The sequence below is a fragment of the Acinetobacter sp. A47 genome (assembly GCF_000805455.1).
Taxonomy (GTDB): domain Bacteria; phylum Pseudomonadota; class Gammaproteobacteria; order Pseudomonadales; family Moraxellaceae; genus Acinetobacter.
In genome coordinates this window covers 68,362-87,338 of sequence record NZ_JSUS01000024.1, presented here as the reverse complement: position 1 = coordinate 87,338, position 18,977 = coordinate 68,362, and the positions used below count along the sequence as shown (strand labels likewise).

At 48.3% G+C, this 18,977-nt stretch carries 16 protein-coding genes; 8 read left to right on the top strand and 8 right to left on the bottom strand.

Annotated features, from left to right (window positions below):
- Window positions 1–120 precede the first annotated feature (120 nt).
- A complete protein-coding gene (gene gluQRS, locus OC23_RS05820; RefSeq protein WP_038343487.1) occupies window positions 121–984 on the top strand; it encodes a tRNA glutamyl-Q(34) synthetase GluQRS in 864 nt (287 codons plus the stop codon).
- 48 nt (window positions 985–1,032) lie between these two features.
- Here the strand turns inward: gluQRS and ftsW are convergent, their stop codons facing one another.
- From ftsW to OC23_RS05795, 5 genes are all read right to left on the bottom strand, one after another.
- Entirely contained in the window at window positions 1,033–2,226 is a 1,194-nt protein-coding gene (gene ftsW / locus OC23_RS05815) for a putative lipid II flippase FtsW (protein WP_038343485.1), read from the bottom strand.
- 10 nt (window positions 2,227–2,236) lie between these two features.
- Window positions 2,237–3,595, bottom strand: coding sequence for a UDP-N-acetylmuramoyl-L-alanine--D-glutamate ligase (gene murD, locus OC23_RS05810; protein ID WP_038343484.1), 1,359 nt, complete (start codon window positions 3,593–3,595; stop codon window positions 2,237–2,239).
- Window positions 3,596–3,742: 147 nt separating this feature from the next.
- A complete protein-coding gene (locus OC23_RS05805) occupies window positions 3,743–3,994 on the bottom strand; it encodes a DUF6587 family protein (protein WP_038343483.1) in 252 nt (83 codons plus the stop codon).
- Window positions 3,995–4,051: 57 nt separating this feature from the next.
- Window positions 4,052–5,908: a ferrous iron transporter B gene (feoB, locus tag OC23_RS05800; protein WP_038343482.1), complete on the bottom strand. Its 1,857-nt coding sequence runs from the start codon at window positions 5,906–5,908 to the stop codon at window positions 4,052–4,054.
- Window positions 5,905–6,165 carry a FeoA family protein gene (locus OC23_RS05795; RefSeq protein WP_038343481.1) on the bottom strand — a complete coding sequence of 87 codons (261 nt, stop codon included), beginning with the start codon at window positions 6,163–6,165 and terminating at the stop codon, window positions 5,905–5,907. Before OC23_RS05795 ends, feoB begins: the two co-directional genes overlap by 4 nt.
- A 149-nt stretch (window positions 6,166–6,314) precedes the next feature.
- Between OC23_RS05795 and xerD the strand changes: the two genes are divergently transcribed.
- From xerD to thrC, 4 genes are all read left to right on the top strand, one after another.
- Window positions 6,315–7,235, top strand: a complete 921-nt coding sequence (xerD, locus tag OC23_RS05790) for a site-specific tyrosine recombinase XerD (RefSeq protein ID WP_038343480.1) — start codon at window positions 6,315–6,317, stop codon at window positions 7,233–7,235.
- Window positions 7,236–7,359: 124 nt separating this feature from the next.
- Window positions 7,360–8,175, top strand: a complete 816-nt coding sequence (locus tag OC23_RS05785; protein WP_038343479.1) for a DsbC family protein — start codon at window positions 7,360–7,362, stop codon at window positions 8,173–8,175.
- A gap of 306 nt (window positions 8,176–8,481) precedes the next feature.
- Window positions 8,482–9,783 (top strand): homoserine dehydrogenase, encoded by a 1,302-nt coding sequence (locus OC23_RS05780; RefSeq protein ID WP_038343492.1) that lies wholly within the window; start codon window positions 8,482–8,484, stop codon window positions 9,781–9,783.
- Between the two features lie 106 nt (window positions 9,784–9,889).
- Complete coding sequence (thrC, locus tag OC23_RS05775; RefSeq protein ID WP_038343477.1) at window positions 9,890–11,029, top strand: threonine synthase; 1,140 nt, start codon at window positions 9,890–9,892, stop codon at window positions 11,027–11,029.
- A gap of 139 nt (window positions 11,030–11,168) precedes the next feature.
- On the opposite strand, the gene pbpG is transcribed toward thrC, so the two are convergent.
- Window positions 11,169–12,233, bottom strand: coding sequence for a D-alanyl-D-alanine endopeptidase PBP7/8 (gene pbpG, locus OC23_RS05770; RefSeq protein ID WP_081407297.1), 1,065 nt, complete (start codon window positions 12,231–12,233; stop codon window positions 11,169–11,171).
- Between the two features lie 210 nt (window positions 12,234–12,443).
- On the opposite strand from pbpG, the gene OC23_RS05765 reads away from it, so the two are divergent.
- The 3 genes from OC23_RS05765 to OC23_RS05755 are packed head-to-tail and all read left to right on the top strand — an operon-like array spanning window position 12,444 to window position 16,130.
- Complete coding sequence (locus OC23_RS05765) at window positions 12,444–13,079, top strand: response regulator (RefSeq protein WP_038343474.1); 636 nt, start codon at window positions 12,444–12,446, stop codon at window positions 13,077–13,079.
- Between the two features lie 30 nt (window positions 13,080–13,109).
- Entirely contained in the window at window positions 13,110–14,678 is a 1,569-nt protein-coding gene (locus tag OC23_RS05760; RefSeq protein WP_038343473.1) for a sensor histidine kinase, read from the top strand.
- 18 nt (window positions 14,679–14,696) lie between these two features.
- Window positions 14,697–16,130 (top strand): sigma-54-dependent transcriptional regulator, encoded by a 1,434-nt coding sequence (locus tag OC23_RS05755; RefSeq protein WP_038343472.1) that lies wholly within the window; start codon window positions 14,697–14,699, stop codon window positions 16,128–16,130.
- A gap of 40 nt (window positions 16,131–16,170) precedes the next feature.
- On the opposite strand, the gene OC23_RS05750 is transcribed toward OC23_RS05755, so the two are convergent.
- Together OC23_RS05750 and gpmI are read right to left on the bottom strand one after the other, a co-directional pair.
- Window positions 16,171–17,346 (bottom strand): S41 family peptidase, encoded by a 1,176-nt coding sequence (locus OC23_RS05750; RefSeq protein ID WP_038343470.1) that lies wholly within the window; start codon window positions 17,344–17,346, stop codon window positions 16,171–16,173.
- A 9-nt stretch (window positions 17,347–17,355) separates the two neighbouring features.
- Window positions 17,356–18,900, bottom strand: a complete 1,545-nt coding sequence (gpmI, locus tag OC23_RS05745; RefSeq protein WP_038343469.1) for a 2,3-bisphosphoglycerate-independent phosphoglycerate mutase — start codon at window positions 18,898–18,900, stop codon at window positions 17,356–17,358.
- Window positions 18,901–18,977: the final 77 nt, after the last annotated feature.

Here is an 18,977-nt window from a genome sequence, read left to right as displayed (position 1 = left end):
CTGCCCGCCCTCCCTGCAAACAAGGGAGGAGTACTGAAAATTGCTAATGTTTGAGTACTCCTCTCCTTTATAAAGGAGAGGTCTGGGGGAGGATTAAAAACACACGACCCTTAAACCTTTATGTCTTATACCGGACGATTTGCGCCGTCACCAACCGGCCCCTTACACTTTGGTTCCCTGCTTACCGCCGTTGCCAGTTATTGTGATGCCAAAGCCCGTCAGGGCAAATGGCTGGTCCGGATTGAAGATACCGACATCCCGCGCATTTATCCCCATAGCGAAACACATATCCTTTCCTGTATTGACGCGTTCCAGTTTGAACCGGATGCCGAGATTATTTTCCAGAAAGACCGTTTAGAGATTTACCAGCAGGTACTGGACCAGCTCAGGCAGTCACAGGCCATTTATGCCTGCCAATGTACCCGCAAAATGTTGGGTTCCAATCATGTCTATGCCGGTACCTGTCGTGACCTGCAGCTGGATTTTGCCCATCAGGCCATTCGCCTGAAAGTCACAGATCAGCAGATCTGTTTTCAGGACCGCTTGCAAGGCCGGCAATGTTCAAACCTGCAAGATGAGTTAGGCGATTTTGTCTTAAAACGTCGTGATGGCATTATCAGCTATCAACTGGCAGTGGTGGTCGACGATTATCTACAAGGCATTACCCATGTGGTTCGCGGTGCAGATTTACTCGACAATACCGCAAGACAAATCTGGCTCGGGTCTTTATTAAATTATCCTGTACTGAATTATATGCATCTGCCACTGGCCATGAATGATCAGGGGCAAAAACTGTCTAAACAGAATCTGGCACAGGCCCTTGATATCCGCAAGGCGCCCGAACTTCTACAGCAAGCTGTTGCCGCTTTGGGCCAAGCGCAGGTTGAACTTGATCAGCCACGTATCATGTTGCAGCAGGCAGTGCAGCAATGGGATGTTGATCTGATTCCCAAAGGCATTCATTTAACAGGGACTTATTTATAAGTCATAAAAAAGCCCTGCAGCATGGCAGGGCTTTTTGTTAACTATGCCTTAGAAATTCGACTCTTCTTTCACCGGGTTCAGCTCTTGCGTTGATGCATCAATTTTCAGAATCAGGCTAATCATTGCTGCACACATCATCAATGAAGTACCACCATAACTAATGAATGGCAGGGTCAGGCCTTTGGTTGGCATCAGGCCCATATTCATGCCGGCATTCACCAGAATCTGCATCAGGAAAATAATACTAATCCCATACGCCAGATAGCCCGCGCGCAGATAGTTGTGCTGCAAGGCACGATGACCGATACGGATACAACATGCCAGCATGGTAAAGGACAGGATCATTACAATCGATACGCCAAAGAAACCAAACTCCTCCCCCAGTACCGCCAGCATGAAGTCGGTATGCGCCTCAGGTAAGTAAGACAGCTTCTGTACACTATGTCCCAGTCCGGTACCGAACCACTCCCCGCGACCAAAGGCCATCAAGGCATTTGACAGCTGATAGCCGACACCGAGCGGGTCAGCCCAGGGGTTGGTAAATGAGATCAGGCGCTGGAAACGGAACGGCTCGAAAATAATCAGCGCACTGACACCTGCAAAGATCGCACCAAGCATGATCAGGAACTGGGTTGCGGGTGCGCCCGCCAAGAAAAACACCCCAACCATCATCAAGACAATCACCACGGTTGCCCCCAGGTCAGGCTCGGCAACAATAAAGCCCACGGTTAATGCCATCACGCCACTTAAACGCAACAGCCCTTTCCAGTGAGTACGGACTTCCTTGGCACGGCGTACCACATAATCTGCAGTGAAGATTGCCATCACGATTTTGGCAATCTCGGTAGGCTGCAAGGTAAAGCCGCCAATCTTGATCCAGCGATGGGCACCATTGACCTCGGAACCGACCACCAGTACTGCCAGTAGCAAGACAATCGTAATCAGCCAGAGGGGAAATGCATTTTTAAACCATAAGTTCAGCGAAACCCGATAGGTAAGGAAAGCCACCACAGCAGCTACCACAATCGAGATCCCATGACGAATCAGGAAATAAAAAGGGCTCTCATGAATATATTCCGCATACGGCATTGAGGCCGATGCCACCATGATCGAACCGAAACATAACAGCGAAATTACACAAAAAATCAGGATATTTCGTGCGGTCATTTCTGCAGGTAGCTTGGGTAAGCGATTCAGCAGTTGCGTAATCTTCTGTACCGTATTTTGGGCTAAATCAGCCATAGTTCTGTTCCTAGTTCTTATTTTCATTCAGGGCATGGACGCATGCCACGAATTGATGTCCACGATCATTGTAGCTTTTAAACATGTCAAAGCTGGCACAGGCCGGCGAAAGCAATACCACATCTTCTGCCCGGGTCACCTTATGTGCCAGCTCAACCGCTTCTTTCAAGCTGTCTGCATGCTGGATCACGCTGGTTCCCTGAATGGCCTGCTCAATGACCGCAGCATCTTCACCAATGAGAATCACCGCTTTCACATATTTCTGAATGGCATCGCGTAACGGCTTGAAATCCTGGCCTTTACCTTGCCCACCGAGGATCAAGGCCAGCTTGCCTTGCTTAACTTCAATGGCCACACCCAGTCCATCAATTGCAGCCAGTGTTGCACCCACATTGGTGCCCTTGGAATCATTGTAATAACGTACGCCCTCAATAGTTTGAACATACTCACAACGATGTTCCAGGCCCTTGAAATGCTTGAGGGTCTCCAGCATTGAAGCCACTGGCAAACCCACTGCCTCACCAAGGGCCAAGCAGGCCAGCGCATTGGCAACGTTATGCATGCCCTGAATATACATCTCGGAAGTTTTCAGTAATCGCTCTCTGCCACGTGCCAGCCACATCGTGCCGTCTGCGTCACGCAAGACCCCATACTGGTTCAAGTCCGGCGCATTCAAGCCAAAGCTCTGCATAGGGATGGCATCAGGCACCAGCGGACGGCTTAGATTGTCATCACGGTTATACACCACCTTTTTCACGCCTTGGAAAATACGGTGTTTGGCTTTGTGATATCCCAGCATATCACCATGACGATCCAGATGGTCTTCACTCATATTGAGTACCACCGCCACCTCGGCATTGAGGTGCGAAGTGGTCTCCAGCTGGAAGCTCGATAGCTCCAGAATAATCAGTTCAGGCTGGTCTTTTAACAAATCCAGAGCCGGGCGGCCCAGATTTCCACCGACAGCAACTTTTTTGCCTGCATCCTGTGCCATCAGTCCCATCAAGGTTGTGACTGTACTTTTTGCATTTGAACCTGTAATCGCGACAATCGGGACATCTGTGGCACGGCGGAGCAATTGAATATCCCCCACAACCGGAATGCCCTGCTCAATCGCCTGCTGGATTTCTGGTAATTGCGGTGCAAGTCCCGGACTCAGAATAATTTCCTCTGCCTGCAATAACAGCTCGGTGTCAAGCTGGCCAAAACGGGTCCGCACACCTGCGGGAATCTGGTCATGTCCTGGCGGTGTTGCCCGTGAATCTGTCACTGCGACCTGGTAACCTTGTTCATATAAAAAATTGACCGCGGATACGCCGGAAATTCCCAAGCCAGCCACAACTTTTAATCCACCGCGCTGTATTAACATGTTTGCCCCATTTTTCGCAGATCACAGAATGGCAAAAATGTTAGCACTTTGCTGTTTTGAATGCTTTTTCAGTTTTATCTTTATTCTGCTTTTTTTGTGTCAGTGCGTAAAAAAGCCATCATTCGATGGCTTTTTATACAGAAAAAATTAACGCCATTTCACGGTCTGGATGGCTTGGCTTTTTTTACTTTCAGTCTCATTGCTGGAACAGCCGCAACTTCCGCCACAACCCGCTGCCATTTTGGGTTTTAACCACGCCGCCAACCGCTGCCATCCCAACCGCTGGCACAGGTTGGACAGGGCCAGAAAGGTGGAACCGGCTGTTTGAGGAAATACTTTCTTAAATACCACCACAGCGCTCCACAGCACCAATACTGCAACAATCAAGTACTCAAACATACACGTCTCTCCAATGAGGACCTCCCTTGCTGTTCAAGAGAGGTAAGGTGGAATGTCTTAACCCCAGATGCGAGAGGCAATCTGGTAAGTAAAGAACGACATCAGGTAAGCCAGACCAAACAGGTAGGTGGTCATCACGATCACATGCTTCCACGAACCGGTTTCACGGCGTACGGTAGCCAGAGTCGCCAGACAGTGCGGTGCATACACAAACCACACCAGCAGTGACAGGCCGGTTGCCAGTGACCAGCCAGAGCCATCGGCACTGATCAGGTGTGACAACCCCTGTGCAATAGCCTCGTCATCGGCACCCGACAAGGCATAAACCGTAGCGAGTGCAGCGACAACAACTTCACGCGCAGCCATGGCCGGGATCAGGGCAACCACGATCTGCCAGTTAAAGCCAAGCGGTGCGAAAATCGGATGCAATAAATGGCCGAGCATACCGGCAAAACTATAATCGATATCTGGCAAGGTAGCCCCGTCTGGCGCTTGCGGGAAGGTACACAGGAACCACAGAATCACGGTCAGTGCCACAATGATTCCCCCGACACGGCGCAAGAAAATCTTGGCACGTTCCATCAGGCCAATCCCGACGCTTTTTAAGTCTGGAATACGGTAACTTGGCAGTTCCATCAACAGCGCATGCTGTGATTTATCCTTACGCAAGAACTTCATCACAAAGGCAACACAGAGCGCGCTCAGGATGCCGGCCATATACAGGCCGAATAACACCAGCCCCTGCAAATTGAAAATGCCCCAGATGGTCTGTCCCGGAATAAACGCACCGATCAGCAGGCTATACACGGGTAAGCGTGCTGAACAGGTCATCAGCGGTGCGACCATGATCGTGGTAAAGCGGTCACGCGGATCATTGATACTACGGGTGGCCATGATCCCGGGGATGGCACAGGCAAAACTGGATAAAAGCGGAATAAATGAACGCCCGCTCAGACCGGCCTTGAACATCATTTTATCAAGCAGGAAGGCAGCACGCGGTAAATAGCCCGACTCTTCCAGAATCAGGATAAAGAAGAACAGGATCAAGATCTGTGGCAGGAACGCCAGTACCGTACCGGCACCCGCCAATACGCCATCAACCACCAGACTCTGCAATAAAGGTTGCTGGATCAGCGCTGTCAGCCATTCTCCCAGCCACGGGATAAACTCATCTTCAATTGCGCCTTTAAACGGCTCGGCCCAGGCAAACACGGCCTGGAATACGATGAACATCATGACTGCCAGACTCAGCAAGCCCAGCACCGGATGTAAGAAAATCTTATCGAGAAAATCGGTACGCTTGTCTTCCTGCTCGGCAAAATTCACTACATCCTTGAAGATTGCCTGTATTTTCTGGTGACGATCACCACTGAGGCCACTCAATTCGGTATGCGGAACAGAGTATTTGCCCTGATCCAGCGCATGCAGCAGGTTCTCAATGCCCGAGTTACGTACCGCAACGGTTTCGACCACCGGTACACCAAGGCGTTCTGACAGTTTTTGGGTGTTGATCTGGATACCACGACGTCGGGCCTCATCCATCATGTTCAACACCACCAGAATTGGCCGGCCTAACTCAATGATTTCGAGCACCAGCCCCAGATGTAGCTTTAAATTGGTCGCATCCACCACACACAGGAAGGCATCTTGCTTGCCTTCTTCTGCAATCTTGCCCTGACAGACGTCGCGGGTAATTTCTTCATCAGGACTGGTCGCCTGTAAGCTATAGGTACCGGGCAAATCCAGCACACGCACAGCCTTTCCGGAAGGAAGCTGGAAATGTCCCACTTTACGTTCAACCGTCACACCCGCATAGTTGGCAACTTTCTGGCGTGTCCCGGTTAAGTGGTTAAATAAAGAAGTCTTACCACAGTTTGGATTTCCCACAAGGGCAACACGTAACGCATCACTCATGCAGGTGCTCCTTCAAGTTGAATTTCAATTTTGTCTGCTTCCGCTTTTCGTAATGCAAAACGAGTAAAACCGAGCTGGATTAGAATCGGATCACCACCGAAAATACCCTTGGTCACCACCTGAACCTGTGTACCTGGCACAAAGCCCAAACTTTCCAAACGAACTGCAACTAAATCTGGCTGTCCTGTTTCATCGACCAGACGATTCACTTTTGTGATCACCGCCCTCTGCTTGACTTTTAATGCTGACAATCGCACCGCTCTAACCCTTTACTCTTTTCGGCTAGTATACAAGCAAATGAGAATAATTACCAAAAACAATCTCAATGGCATTTCCTGTTTTGACAGATCGACAACAATTCGTTTTTCTTTTACAGTGGCATTGAAGAAAGTTCATTAAGTCCATTATGTTAAATAAAAAACCCCGAATTCCCGCTGCCGTGAATATCCCGGAAAATCTGGGATTTTTACAAGGTTTTCGTGACTATCTGGTGGCTCAGACCGTGAGTCCCCATACCCGTAATGCTTATTTATCTGACCTGATCCAATGTAGCGAATTACATCGCACCCTGCCGCTGCCCGAATGGTCGGGGGATGATATTTCCGATGTGCTGATTGCACTGACCAAGGCAGGCAAGAGCCCGCGTTCCATCGCACGCTGCCTGTCCGCCTTAAGGCAGTTTTATAAATTCTTGCGAGAACAGAAGCTTAGGGAAGATAACCCGGTCGCGACCCACCATTCTCCCAAAATTGGCCGCGCCTTGCCGAAAGACCTGTCTGAACAGGATGTCGAGGCGCTGATTAATGCACCTGATATCAGTACTGCTCTGGGTTTACGCGATCGTGCCATGCTGGAAGTCCTCTACGCCTGCGGGTTACGGGTTTCAGAACTGCTCAATTTAAGGCTTGAACTGATCAATTTAAAACAGGGATTTTTAAGAATTACCGGTAAAGGCAATAAAGAACGTCTGGTGCCTCTGGGGCAGTTTGCCTGTGACTGGATTGAAAGATATCTGGCAGAATCACGTCCGCAGCTCTATAAAAGCAGTACCGACTACCTGTTTCTGACCCAGCATGGCGGCATCATGAGCCGTCAGAACTTCTGGTATGCCATCAAGCGCTATGCCTTACAGGCCAATATTCAGGCAGATTTATCGCCGCATACCCTACGCCATGCCTTTGCAACACATTTGCTGAATCATGGTGCCGATTTGCGTGTTGTACAGATGCTGCTTGGCCATAGCGACCTTTCAACCACCCAGATCTACACCCATGTTGCACAACATCGTATGCAGGCCTTGCATGGCAAATACCATCCACGCGGCTAATCCTGCCGTTGGTCCGGTTGACCATAAAATCCGGGAACGTTCACACAGCATCAGCAAGATTTAACGAAGTAATTCATTTTTTTTGTTATGCTAAAGCCCTTAAATACGTACAAAAAGGTTCTATATGTTGTTTACCCGGTCTCAGCTTGTAATTGCTTGTACATTGGCATCAACCTTATTCGTCAGTGCCTGCTCAAAAGAAAACTCGGCACAAAAACAAGATGCACTCACAGCAAGTGCCCCTGCGACAGGTGAAGCATCGACCTTAAATGAACGCAACACCCAACAACGTCTGGTCTCGACATTAGAAAAACATTTCAAGACGGCAAACATCAATGCCAAGATCCTGAGCGTCAAGAAAACCGAAGTGCCAAACCTGTTCTGGGTGAGTCTGGAAGGCATGGGTTCTGTCTATGCCACTGCTGATGGCCAATACATTATTCAGGGTGATGTGGTGCGTCTGGGCGACAAGCAACTGCATAATGTCAGCGATGCCTTGCAAGCCACCGAAAATAAAAAATATTTGGCGGCACTCAATACCGAAGACCTGATTGTTTACCCGGCACAGGGTGGCAAAGCCAAGCATGTGATCTATGTTTTCACCGATTCAAGCTGCCCGTATTGCCACAAATTGCATGAGCATCTGGCCGAAATTAATGCCAAAGAGATCGAGGTGCGCTATATCGCATGGCCACGTGGCGAACAGTTCATGCCAACCATGCAAGCCATCTGGTGCAGCCAAGACCGTAAAGCAGCCTTTGAACAGGCCACCAAAGGCTTACCAGTCAACGCAGCCGAATGTAAAAACCCGGTTCGTGACCAGTATCAATTGGGCCTCAACATGGGTGTAAACGGTACCCCTGCCATTTATAACGTTGAGGGTGAGTATTTGGGTGGCTACATGACGCCTGAAGAAATTGTGCAGCGCCTTAACAAATAAGCCTCCCTGCTCCAGATCCTCACGACCCGGGCAGCAGATCAGTAAAGCGCTCTGCCCGGGTCTTTTGTTTTTGTCTATAAGTTCGGTATTTGTCATTTCAGGCACAAGATTTTTAAACCGGCCCCGCAACCAAGATGACAAAACCTACAGTCAAGGATTCGCTATTGCTTATATGGCATGCTTTTCCAGCGATTTATCCGGTGTCCATGCAATTCATTTATAAAGTGCTCGCAAGCCCTAGTGTCTGCGCATTTTTTTAGCTATGATCAAGCTTCATTAAAATGATTGAATAAAATGGAGTGTGACGTGAAACCAGTTCGTCTGGCGATACTCGGTCTTGGTACTGTAGGTGGTGGAGCCCTTAAATTACTACAAGAAAATGCTGCGGAAATTAAACGCCGTACCGGTCGAGAGATTCAAATTACACACGTAGGTACACGCCGTCCACGTCCAGATTTACAACTCGAAGGGATTAAACAGAGTGATGACCTGATGGAAATCGTACGTCAGCCTGATGTTGATGTAGTGGTTGAAGTCATGGGTGGCATTCATCCTGCTTATGAAGTCATCATGGAAGCCATTCAACATGGCAAACAGGTGGTCACTGCCAACAAAGCCTTACTGGCTGAACATGGCAATGAACTCTTTAAGGCCGCAGAAGACAATGCAGTACAAATCGCTTATGAAGCAGCGGTTGCAGGCGGCATCCCGATCATTAAGGTGATCCGTGAAGGTCTTGCCGCCAACCATATCGAATGGCTTGCCGGCATTATCAATGGAACAGGCAACTTTATCCTGACCGAAATGCGAGAGAAAGGCCGTGCCTTTGAAGATGTACTCAAAGAAGCACAGGAACTTGGCTATGCCGAGGCAGACCCGACTTTTGACGTTGAAGGCATTGATGCTGCCCACAAGCTGACCATTCTGGCTTCATGTGCATTCGGTATCCCGTTGCAATTTAACAAGGTCTATACCGAAGGCATCAGCAAAATCACCGCTCAGGACGTGAAATATGCCGAAGAGCTTGGTTTCCGTATCAAGCATCTGGGGATTGCACGCCGTGCCGATAAAGGCATTGAGCTACGTGTGCATCCAACCCTGATTCCTGCAGAACAGCTGATTGCCAATGTCAATGGCGTTAAAAATGCCGTGCTGGTACAAGCCAATGCCGTCGGCCCGACGCTCTATTATGGCGCAGGCGCAGGCGCAGGTCCAACCGCTTCTGCGGTGGTCGCTGACGTGATCGATATTGTCCGTGATATTTCCTATACCGAAGATGGTGCAGGCACTATTCCGCAACTGGCTTTTGAAGCACTTACCAATATGCCAATCCTCAGCCGCGAAGAGATGACCACCGGTTACTATATTCGCCTCAATGCTGAAGACCAGACTGGCGTACTGGCCGATGTCACCACCATTCTCAGCCGTGCAGGGATCAGTATTGATGCCATCATGCAACAGTCACGCTTAAAAGACCTGATTCCAATCGTAATCCTGACCGATCCGATTGTAGAATCAAAAATGGATGAAGCGCTTGCACAAATTCAAGCATTACCGGCAATTCGTGGCGAAATCGTAAGAATTCGTTTAGAATCGCTCGATAGTTAATCAGTTTAAATCCCCCTCGCCCTTCTCTCGTCAAGAAAGGGCCTCCTCCCTTTGGAAAAGGGAGGTCGGGATGGATTTTCTCTCTACCTTATATTGGAACACCATCATGTCGAATGCCAATCGTTATACTGGTCTTGTAGATCGTTATCGTGACCGTTTACCCGTGTCTGCAACTACACGTGCAATTTCTTTAGGTGAAGGTAATACTCCACTGATTAAACTAGAGAACATTCCACGTATTATTGGCAAAAACGTCGAAATCTATGTGAAGTATGAAGGTCTGAACCCAACCGGTTCATTTAAAGACCGTGGTATGACCATGGCGGTGACCAAGGCAGTTGAAGAAGGCTCTAAAGCAATTATCTGCGCCTCGACCGGCAACACCTCAGCAGCGGCAGCAGCATATGCGGCACGTGCAGGCATCAAGGCATTTGTATTGATTCCGGAAGGCAAGATTGCCATGGGTAAAATGGCACAGGCGATGATGTACGGTGCAATCACCATGCAAATCCGTGGTAACTTCGATGACGGTATGCGTCTGGTCAAAGAAGTGGCAGATCAGGCGCCTGTAACGATTGTAAATTCGATCAACCCGTATCGTTTACAAGGCCAGAAAACCATTGCTTATGAAATCGTGGAAGCTTTGGGCCGTGCACCTGATTATCACTGCCTGCCTGTCGGTAATGCAGGCAACATCACCGCACACTGGATGGGTTATACCGAAGCTGTAGCCAACCAGCCAGCAGACCAGTTTGAACAAGTGGTTTATGACGCGGCAACAGACCAGTTCACTGGTCCCAAACCAGAAGGTCTACCAACTATGGTGGGTTATCAGGCATCTGGCGCGGCACCATTTTTACGTGGTGCACCTGTTGAAAGCCCTGAAACAGTTGCAACAGCCATCCGTATTGGTAATCCACAAAGCTGGCATCATGCCAAAGCGGTTGTACGTGACTCGAAAGGCTGGTTTGATGAGCTTCAGGATAGCGAAATCCTGGAAGCGCAGCGCTTACTTTCAATGTACGAAGGTGTATTTGTAGAACCTGCATCGGCTGCTTCAATTGGTGGTGCAATCCGTGATATCAAGGCAGGTAAAATTGCTGAAGGGTCAGTGATCGTATGTACCGTGACTGGTAATGGCCTAAAAGATCCTGATACGGCCATCAAGCAATGTGCCGACGCTGTCATGTTGTCAATTGACGCGACCATGGATCAGGTCAAAGACTCTATTCTTTCAAATATGTAAGCAGAACGTCTGCAATAAAAAAACCAGTTGCAAGCAACTGGTTTTTTTATTGCCTGAGATCAGGCCGGTGCAGAGTGCACGATTTACACAGATAAAAAAAGCTCTTCCTGATGAAGAGCTTTTTTTATCTTTACTGCGATTAAACGCGTTTTGGCAAAGTGCTTAACCAGCTGAGCAAATTGGTTGCATCACTATTACGTGCCTGTGTACTTGGTGCACCCAGCAATACCACTACGGCTGGACGCGAGTTCACTGTGGTATGCATCACGACACAACGGCCAGCTTCATTGATATAACCGGTTTTTGACAGGTTAATATTCCAGCCGCCATTACGTACCAACGCATTGGTATTGTTTGACTTAAGCACACGGTAGCCCAGATTGAAGTCATATGTTGGCGTGGTCGAGAACTGGCGAATCAGGCCATACTGAGAGGCAGTACTGACCAGAATGCCTAAATCACGTGCCGATGATACATTGTGCGGGTCCAGACCTGTTGACTCGGCATAACGGGTCGACGTCATTCCCAGTTGTCTCGCTTTGGCATTCATGGCTGCGATAAAGGCTGAACGGCCGCCCGGATAGGTACGTGCAAGTGCCGCTGCTGCCGGGTTCTCAGATTTCATCAAGGCAAACAAAAGGGCCTCGGCACGGTTCATCTTGTCACCGGCGCGCAAGGTCGAGCTTGAGTTTTTACCGCCTGCTCCAGCAAAATCAATCTGCTCCAGGGTAATTTCTTCAGACATGTTCAAACGAGCATCTGCCGTTACCACTGCTGTCATCAACTTGGTAATTGAGGCAATCGGCACCGACATGTTACTGTTTTTACTGTAGAGTACTTCACCTGTTTGCGCGTCCATAACCAAGGCAGCACGTGCATTCACTGAAGGCTGGCTACTGTAGCCAAAGGTATCGCGAATCTGTACAGATTGCTGAGCTGGACTAGACGCCGTAATTGAAGCCGAACCGCCATTACGCAATGTGGTCGTAACAGAGGTTGAACCTTGTGGGCTAATTTCTAACGGCTCGTCATCTTCCATCAACTGGCTTGCATCACTTGCAGACCAGTTTAATGAAGCGGAACCATTCACACGCGAAGAAGCCTGGTTATTATTCATAACCAGTTCGGCAAAACTTGTTGAACTCCACGCCAACAAGATAGACATGCTTAAAACATGCATGATAGATTTTTTAGAATTTTTCACGACACAATACTCAACTCAGGACGCTGCACATTTGCGCTTACCACCATTATGCCTTACATTTGAACAAATCGGGTAAAGCTTTTGTAGACACAATTGTGTACAACTATTCTCTAAAAACGAAGAATAGGATTGCTAATTTTGTCGTTTCATTGCAAGCTAATTTTGCTTTATGTAACAAAAAACCAGTGTTTTTGAAAAAAGGAGGTCTTCTTGATCACTGTTCTCGTTGTTGATGATCATGAACTCGTGCGCACAGGGATTTGTCGTATGCTCGAAGACCACCCCGATGTCGAGGTGATCGGACAAGCCGAGTCTGGAGAGGAAGCCATTGCGCTCGTCCGCCAGAAACATCCCCAAGTCGTGTTACTCGACGTAAACATGCCGGGTATTGGTGGAGTTGAGACAACGCGACGTTTACTACAAAGCGCACCGGAAACCAAGGTGATCGCGGTGAGTGGCCTGGCAGAAGAGCCCTATCCGTCACTTTTACTCAAAGCAGGTGCCAAGGGGTATATTACCAAGGGCGCACCGATTGCCGAAATGGTCCGGGCAATCAATAAAGTCATGCAGGGTGGTAAATACTTTAGTGCAGACATAGCCGAGCAACTGGCCAGCTCCTATCTTTCAGATACCCAGCAATCTCCTTTTGATGCACTGTCAGAACGTGAAATGCAGGTGGCGATGATGGTGGTCAACTGTATCAGTGCACAGGAAATTGCAGATAAATTATTTGTCAGCGTCAAGACCGTAAATACTTATCGCTACCGTATTTTTGAAAAACTGGGAATTGATAGCGATGTCAAACTGACCCATCTTGCCATTCGTTACGGCCTGATCAAACCTTAAAATAATCAATCACAACAATAGTTAACGCCTATGTTAGGGAAAATTGCATCATCGGTCTCCCAGACCGTTTATCGGCTAGGCGTTTGGTATAGCGGCTACCGGCTGATTATTGCCGTTAGCCTGTTACTGATCTATCTACTCACCGCCGAACAGCTGATTGGCAACTATCTCTATCCGGCCCTGTATTTTTATACGCTGATTGCCTATATCGTCCTGAATATCATTCAGCTGTTTGTCCTGCAACTGGTTCCGGTCCAGGTTTCCAGACAACTGATCGTCATTTTTCTGATTGATGTTATTTGCCTCAGCCTAATCACGTTTTCGGCCGGCGGGCCCAACCTTCAACTGAGCCTGCTGTATGTCATCATCATTTTTTCCTCGGCCATTTTATTAAATTCCCAGCTTTCACTCATCATTACCCTGTTTGCGGTAATCATGGTGGTGTACCAGCGCTTTTTGGGTGATTTTTTTGATTCCAATAACCTGAATCATCTTGGCAATAGTGTTTTTCTGGCCTTTTTATTTTTCGTTGTGCATGCCATTGGCCGCATCGCGGTGCAACGTTTTAAAATTCTGGAAACCTTGACCTTTCACCAGTCCATTGAAATCCATCAGCTGCAAAACATTAACCGTTATATTCTCGAGCAGATCGAAGACGGCTATTTGGTACTGGATGAAAGTAATCATATTGTCCTGACCAACCCTGCTGCCAATACCTTGCTGGGGATTTACCTGCCTGTTTCTCTGGAAAAGACCCCCCTGATCAAGTTACAGCCTGATCTATTTGAGCTGATCAAGTTCAGCGACTTAAGGGATGGCGAAGAATTCAGCTTCGAGTCACAACAAAGTCCCTATACGGTACATGTCCGGGTCAAACACCTGATCGTGCCGGAACAGGCACTGGTCCTATTGATCCTGAAAGATGCACAGAAGCTGACACAACAGGTACAGCAACTCAAACTGGCAGCGCTGGGACAGCTCTCGGCCAGTATCGCACATGAAATCCGTAACCCTTTGGCCGCCATTGTCCAGGCCAATGAGCTACTGCAAGACAGTGATACGCATCAGCGGGAGATGCTGTCACGCATGATTGGCAAGCAGGCCAAACGTATCGACACTATTGTACAAGACACTTTGGCAATGGCACGCAACCGGCCTACCGAAGCACACCCCATCCGGCTTGAGGAGTTTTTTGAAAGCTTACTCAATGAAGATCTGGCTGATGCCCGGCAAAATATCCTGTTAAAACAGCCGCAACATACGGTCATTGTGTTTGATGAAAAACAGTTACGACAGGTCATGATTAACCTGATCCGTAATGCCTTACGCCATAATGCCGCAGATGCGCCTTTTATCGAGGTGCATATCCACGAGAAAGAAGGCCGTGTTTATATTGATGTCATCGATTTTGGGAACGGTGTCTCAAAACGGGATATTTCTCAATTGTTCAAACCATTTTTTAGTACCGAAATTAAGGGAACTGGTTTAGGATTGTATCTGTCTCATAGTTTTTGTGAGGCAAATCATGCAAAGCTCACCTATATAGAGCGACAACAAGGAGCATGTTTCAGGATTGAATGCTCAAAATTTATTGATTAGATTAGGTTTTTCGGGGAAATGGCAACAAAACAACCACTCGTCTTGCTCGTGGACGATGAAGAGGATTTATGTCTTTTAATGCAGATGACGCTCGCGCGTATGGGCATCAAGACACATATCGCTTATCGTGTCGAACAGGCTAAAAAATTCTTTACAGAATTCCAGTATGATGCATGTTTAACAGATTTAAACCTGCCAGATGGCAACGGTCTGGAGCTGGTCAAACATGTCACTCAAAATTATCCCAACACGCCGATAGCCGTCCTTACGGCCTATGGCAATATGGACATCGCCATTGCAGCACTCAAGGCTGGTGCATTTGACTTTGTCAGTAAACCGGTCAACCAGATGCATCTGGACCAGTTGATCCAGAAAGCTTTAAACCGGCCTCAGCCTGAGCAGGAAGCTGCCGAGACAGCCTTGGAAAACAAGCTGTTAATCGGACGTTCAGCACCGATCCAGCAGTTACGCATCGCCTTAAAAAAAATTGCACGTTCTCAGGCGCCGGTTTTTATTACCGGAGAATCAGGTACCGGCAAAGAAGTGGTTGCCAATCTGGTTCACCGTTTGAGTAACCGTAGCGAAGGCCCTTTCATTGCCATTAACTGTGGTGCCATTCCGACCGAACTGATGGAAAGCGAGTTATTTGGCCACAAGAAAGGCAGCTTTACCGGCGCAACCCAGGATAAGCAGGGCTTAATCCTTTCTGCCCACGGCGGCAGTTTATTTCTGGATGAAATTGCTGAACTGCCTTTAAATATGCAGGTCAAATTATTGCGTGCCGTGCAGGAAAAGAAAATCCGGCCCGTGGGTTCCGATCAGGAAATTGATGTCGATTTCCGTGTGATCAGTGCCAGCCATCAGGATCTGGAGTTGCTGGTGCAACAGGGCCGGTTCCGGCAAGACCTGTTCTTCCGCATCCATGTGATGGATATTGTGCTACCGCCATTGCGGGAACGGGGTCAGGATATCCTGTTGCTGGCCAACCATTTTATTCAAAAGATTAGCCAGGAATGGGAGGTTTCAGTCAAGACCCTCTCCTCTCGTGCAGAACAGTTCTTGTTACAGCAATATTTCCCGGGTAATGTCCGTGAACTGCGCAATATCATTGAACGGGCCATTACCCTGAGCGATGATGAAACCATTGATCTGGCCCATTTGCAAACCGCCCCGTTACGCAGCGCGCTGGCAAATCCGGCAACATCCTTCCCAAACCCGGCTGAAGAGCCAGAAACACCATCGCATACCGCCAGTCCAACCCTCAGCTCTAAAAAGCTACCACCAGAAGGACTGGAGCGCTATCTAGAGAATATCGAAAAAGAGATTCTCCTGAATGCCTTGAATCTGACCCACTGGAACCGCACCCTGGCTGCCAAAAAACTGGGCATGACCTTCCGCTCTTTACGCTATCGGCTGAAAAAATTCGGTTTAGATACGGAAGATGATGAATAATCTTTAAAAAATAAAGCCCCTAACTTAAGGGGCTTTATTTTTAATAGCGGCTTTTTAACACCAGATCGGTCACATGCTCAAGATAAGTATCTTCTTTCATTTCAGCGGTTAAAGGCGAAATCTGATTCGGCTGGATGCCCTGTCCTTCAATCATGTTGCCATTGGGGGTGTAGTAATGCGAAACCGTCATTTGCAAGGCTGCCCCACTCGGTAAGGGGAACAGTTTCTGCACCACCCCTTTACCATAACTATTTTCCCCCACAACCCAGGCACGCTTATGCTCTTTCAGGGCTGCGGTAAAGACCTCGGCTGCCGATGCCGAACGGCGGTTGATCAAGATGCCCAGTTTCAGATTCTGGAACTCGTAGGATGGCAGGGCCTGAAACTGCTGGTCGCCTTCAGAGCGGCTCTTGGTGGTGACAATCAGCCCCTGATTCAGGAACAGGTCAGCAGCTTCTACAGCCGCAGACAGCAAGCCACCAGGATTATTACGTAAATCGAGTACGACAGCCTTCAGTCTGGTTGAGCTGTATTCTTCAATTAAACGCTTGATTTCATTGGCTGTATCTTGCTGGAATACCCTGATTTTCAGTACCAGCACCTGATTATGCAGTAACACAGGTTCAATATCGGTTTCTACTTTCTTGTTGCGTACCAGAATGGTTGTGCTGTTATTATTTTCGGGCTGGATCTGGACAGTACTGCCAATGGAACCATAAAGCAGACCCTGTACCTGATCCTGATTTAAGTTTTTTAATTCCTGATTATCAACCTTTACAATCGTCTGGCCATTGCGTAATCCCAGTTTACTCGAGTCAGAACCCGCTTTCAGGTCTTGTATTTGCCAGGATTTGGAGTGGGCATCGTAACCTAAATTGAAATCGACAGAAGCCAGATCGCCTTCGGTATACTGAATCAGCTGACGGTATTCTTCCGCCGACAAATATCGGGAATAGCGGTCCAGTCCACTCACCAGTCCCTTAATCGCTTGCTGGAATAATGCATCGTCCGATTTTTTGTCGACATAATTATCTTTTACGATCCCGTAAATCTGGACAAATTGCTGAATCGATTCGATGGGAACCTCTGCATGCCGGGAAGGCTCATCTTCGCTCCATCCCGATGCATGGCTAGCTGGTGCAGCATATATACCCTGCCCCCAACACATCAACAAACTTGCACATAAGGCCCGGTAAATGTTGTTGTGCTGGGTCATTGCTTCACCTTATTTTAAAGTAATTAAGTTCTTGCCCTGCATTTCTGGAGGCACAGGAATATCCATCAAATGGAGTAATGTTGGTGCCACATCAGCCAACACACCGCCTTCAGCAATGGTGGCCTGGGTTGGCCCGACATAAATAAACGGAACCAGTTCAGTGGTGTGCTGGGTATGCACCTGACCACTGTCATAATCTTGCATTTGCTCTACATTACCATGATCGGCCGTAATTAACATGTGTCCTTTGTTTGCCATCACCGCTTCGTAAACACGGCCCAGACAGGTATCCACCGTTTCGACCGCTTTTACTGCCGCATCAAACACACCGGTATGCCCGACCATATCGCCATTGGCATAGTTCACCACCAGCAGGTCAAAGTTGCCAGAGTTAATCGCCTTAACCAGCTCGTCAGTGACCTCATACGCACTCATTTCAGGCTTTAAGTCATAGGTTGCAACATTCGGTGACGGAATCAGGATACGTTTTTCACCCGGATATTCATCTTCACGGCCACCGCTAAAGAAGAAAGTCACATGTGCATATTTTTCGGTTTCAGCAATACGTAGCTGGGTTTTACCCAAGCCAGACAGGTATTCGCCAATCGAGTTTTTCAACTCTTCAGGCATGTAGGCAACCGGTGCATCAATACTGGCCTGATAACGGGTCAACATTACAAATTTAGACAGGTTCGGAACCACTTTACGCTCGAAACCGGCAAACTCTTTTTCGACAAAAGCACGGGTAATTTCACGGGCACGGTCGGCACGGAAATTCATGAAGACCACACTATCGCCATCTTGTACTTTGGCGATCTCGCCAATGCGGGTGGCTTTGACAAATTCATCATTTTCCTCGGCAGCATAGGCTTGCTCCAGGCCTTCAACTGCTGAATTGACAACACGAACCGCCTCGCCTTCAGTCATTAAACGGTAAGCCTGCTCTACCCGATCCCAGCGATTGTCACGATCCATGGCAAAATAACGGCCTATCATCGAGACGATACGGCCCTGATTCGGATATTGCGCAAATAAGGCATCCAGTTTTTGCAATGAAGGCTGGGCACTCCGTGGCGGCGTATCACGACCATCAAGGAAGGCATGCAAATAGACTGTTGCACCGCGTTTTAATGCCAGTTCGCACATGGCGACAATATGGTCTTGATGCGAATGAACCCCACCTTCCGACAACAAGCCCATCACGTGCACGGCGCCATTCGCTGCTTTAGCCTTTTCAACGGCATCGACCAGAACTTCATGTTCAAAAAAAGCACCGGTACGAATATCTTTGGTAATACGGGTGAAATCCTGATACAGCACACGACCGGCGCCCAGATTCATATGGCCGACTTCAGAGTTGCCCATTTGCCCGTCTGGCAGGCCGACATCTTCACCTGAACCTGAAATCAGGCTGTTCGGATGCTTTGCTTTCATGGCCGTGAGGTTGGGTGTTTTTGCTGCCAGATAGGCATTATCATCAACTGCTTCACGGTGTCCCACACCATCCATGATTACCAGAACGTGAGGAATTTTGCCAGCATTTGCATCCGTCATAATGGACTCTCTATTTGTCGATCATTTGATCGGTCTATTTTAACCAAGTTTAAGCGATTTCTCTATGACCACGCGCA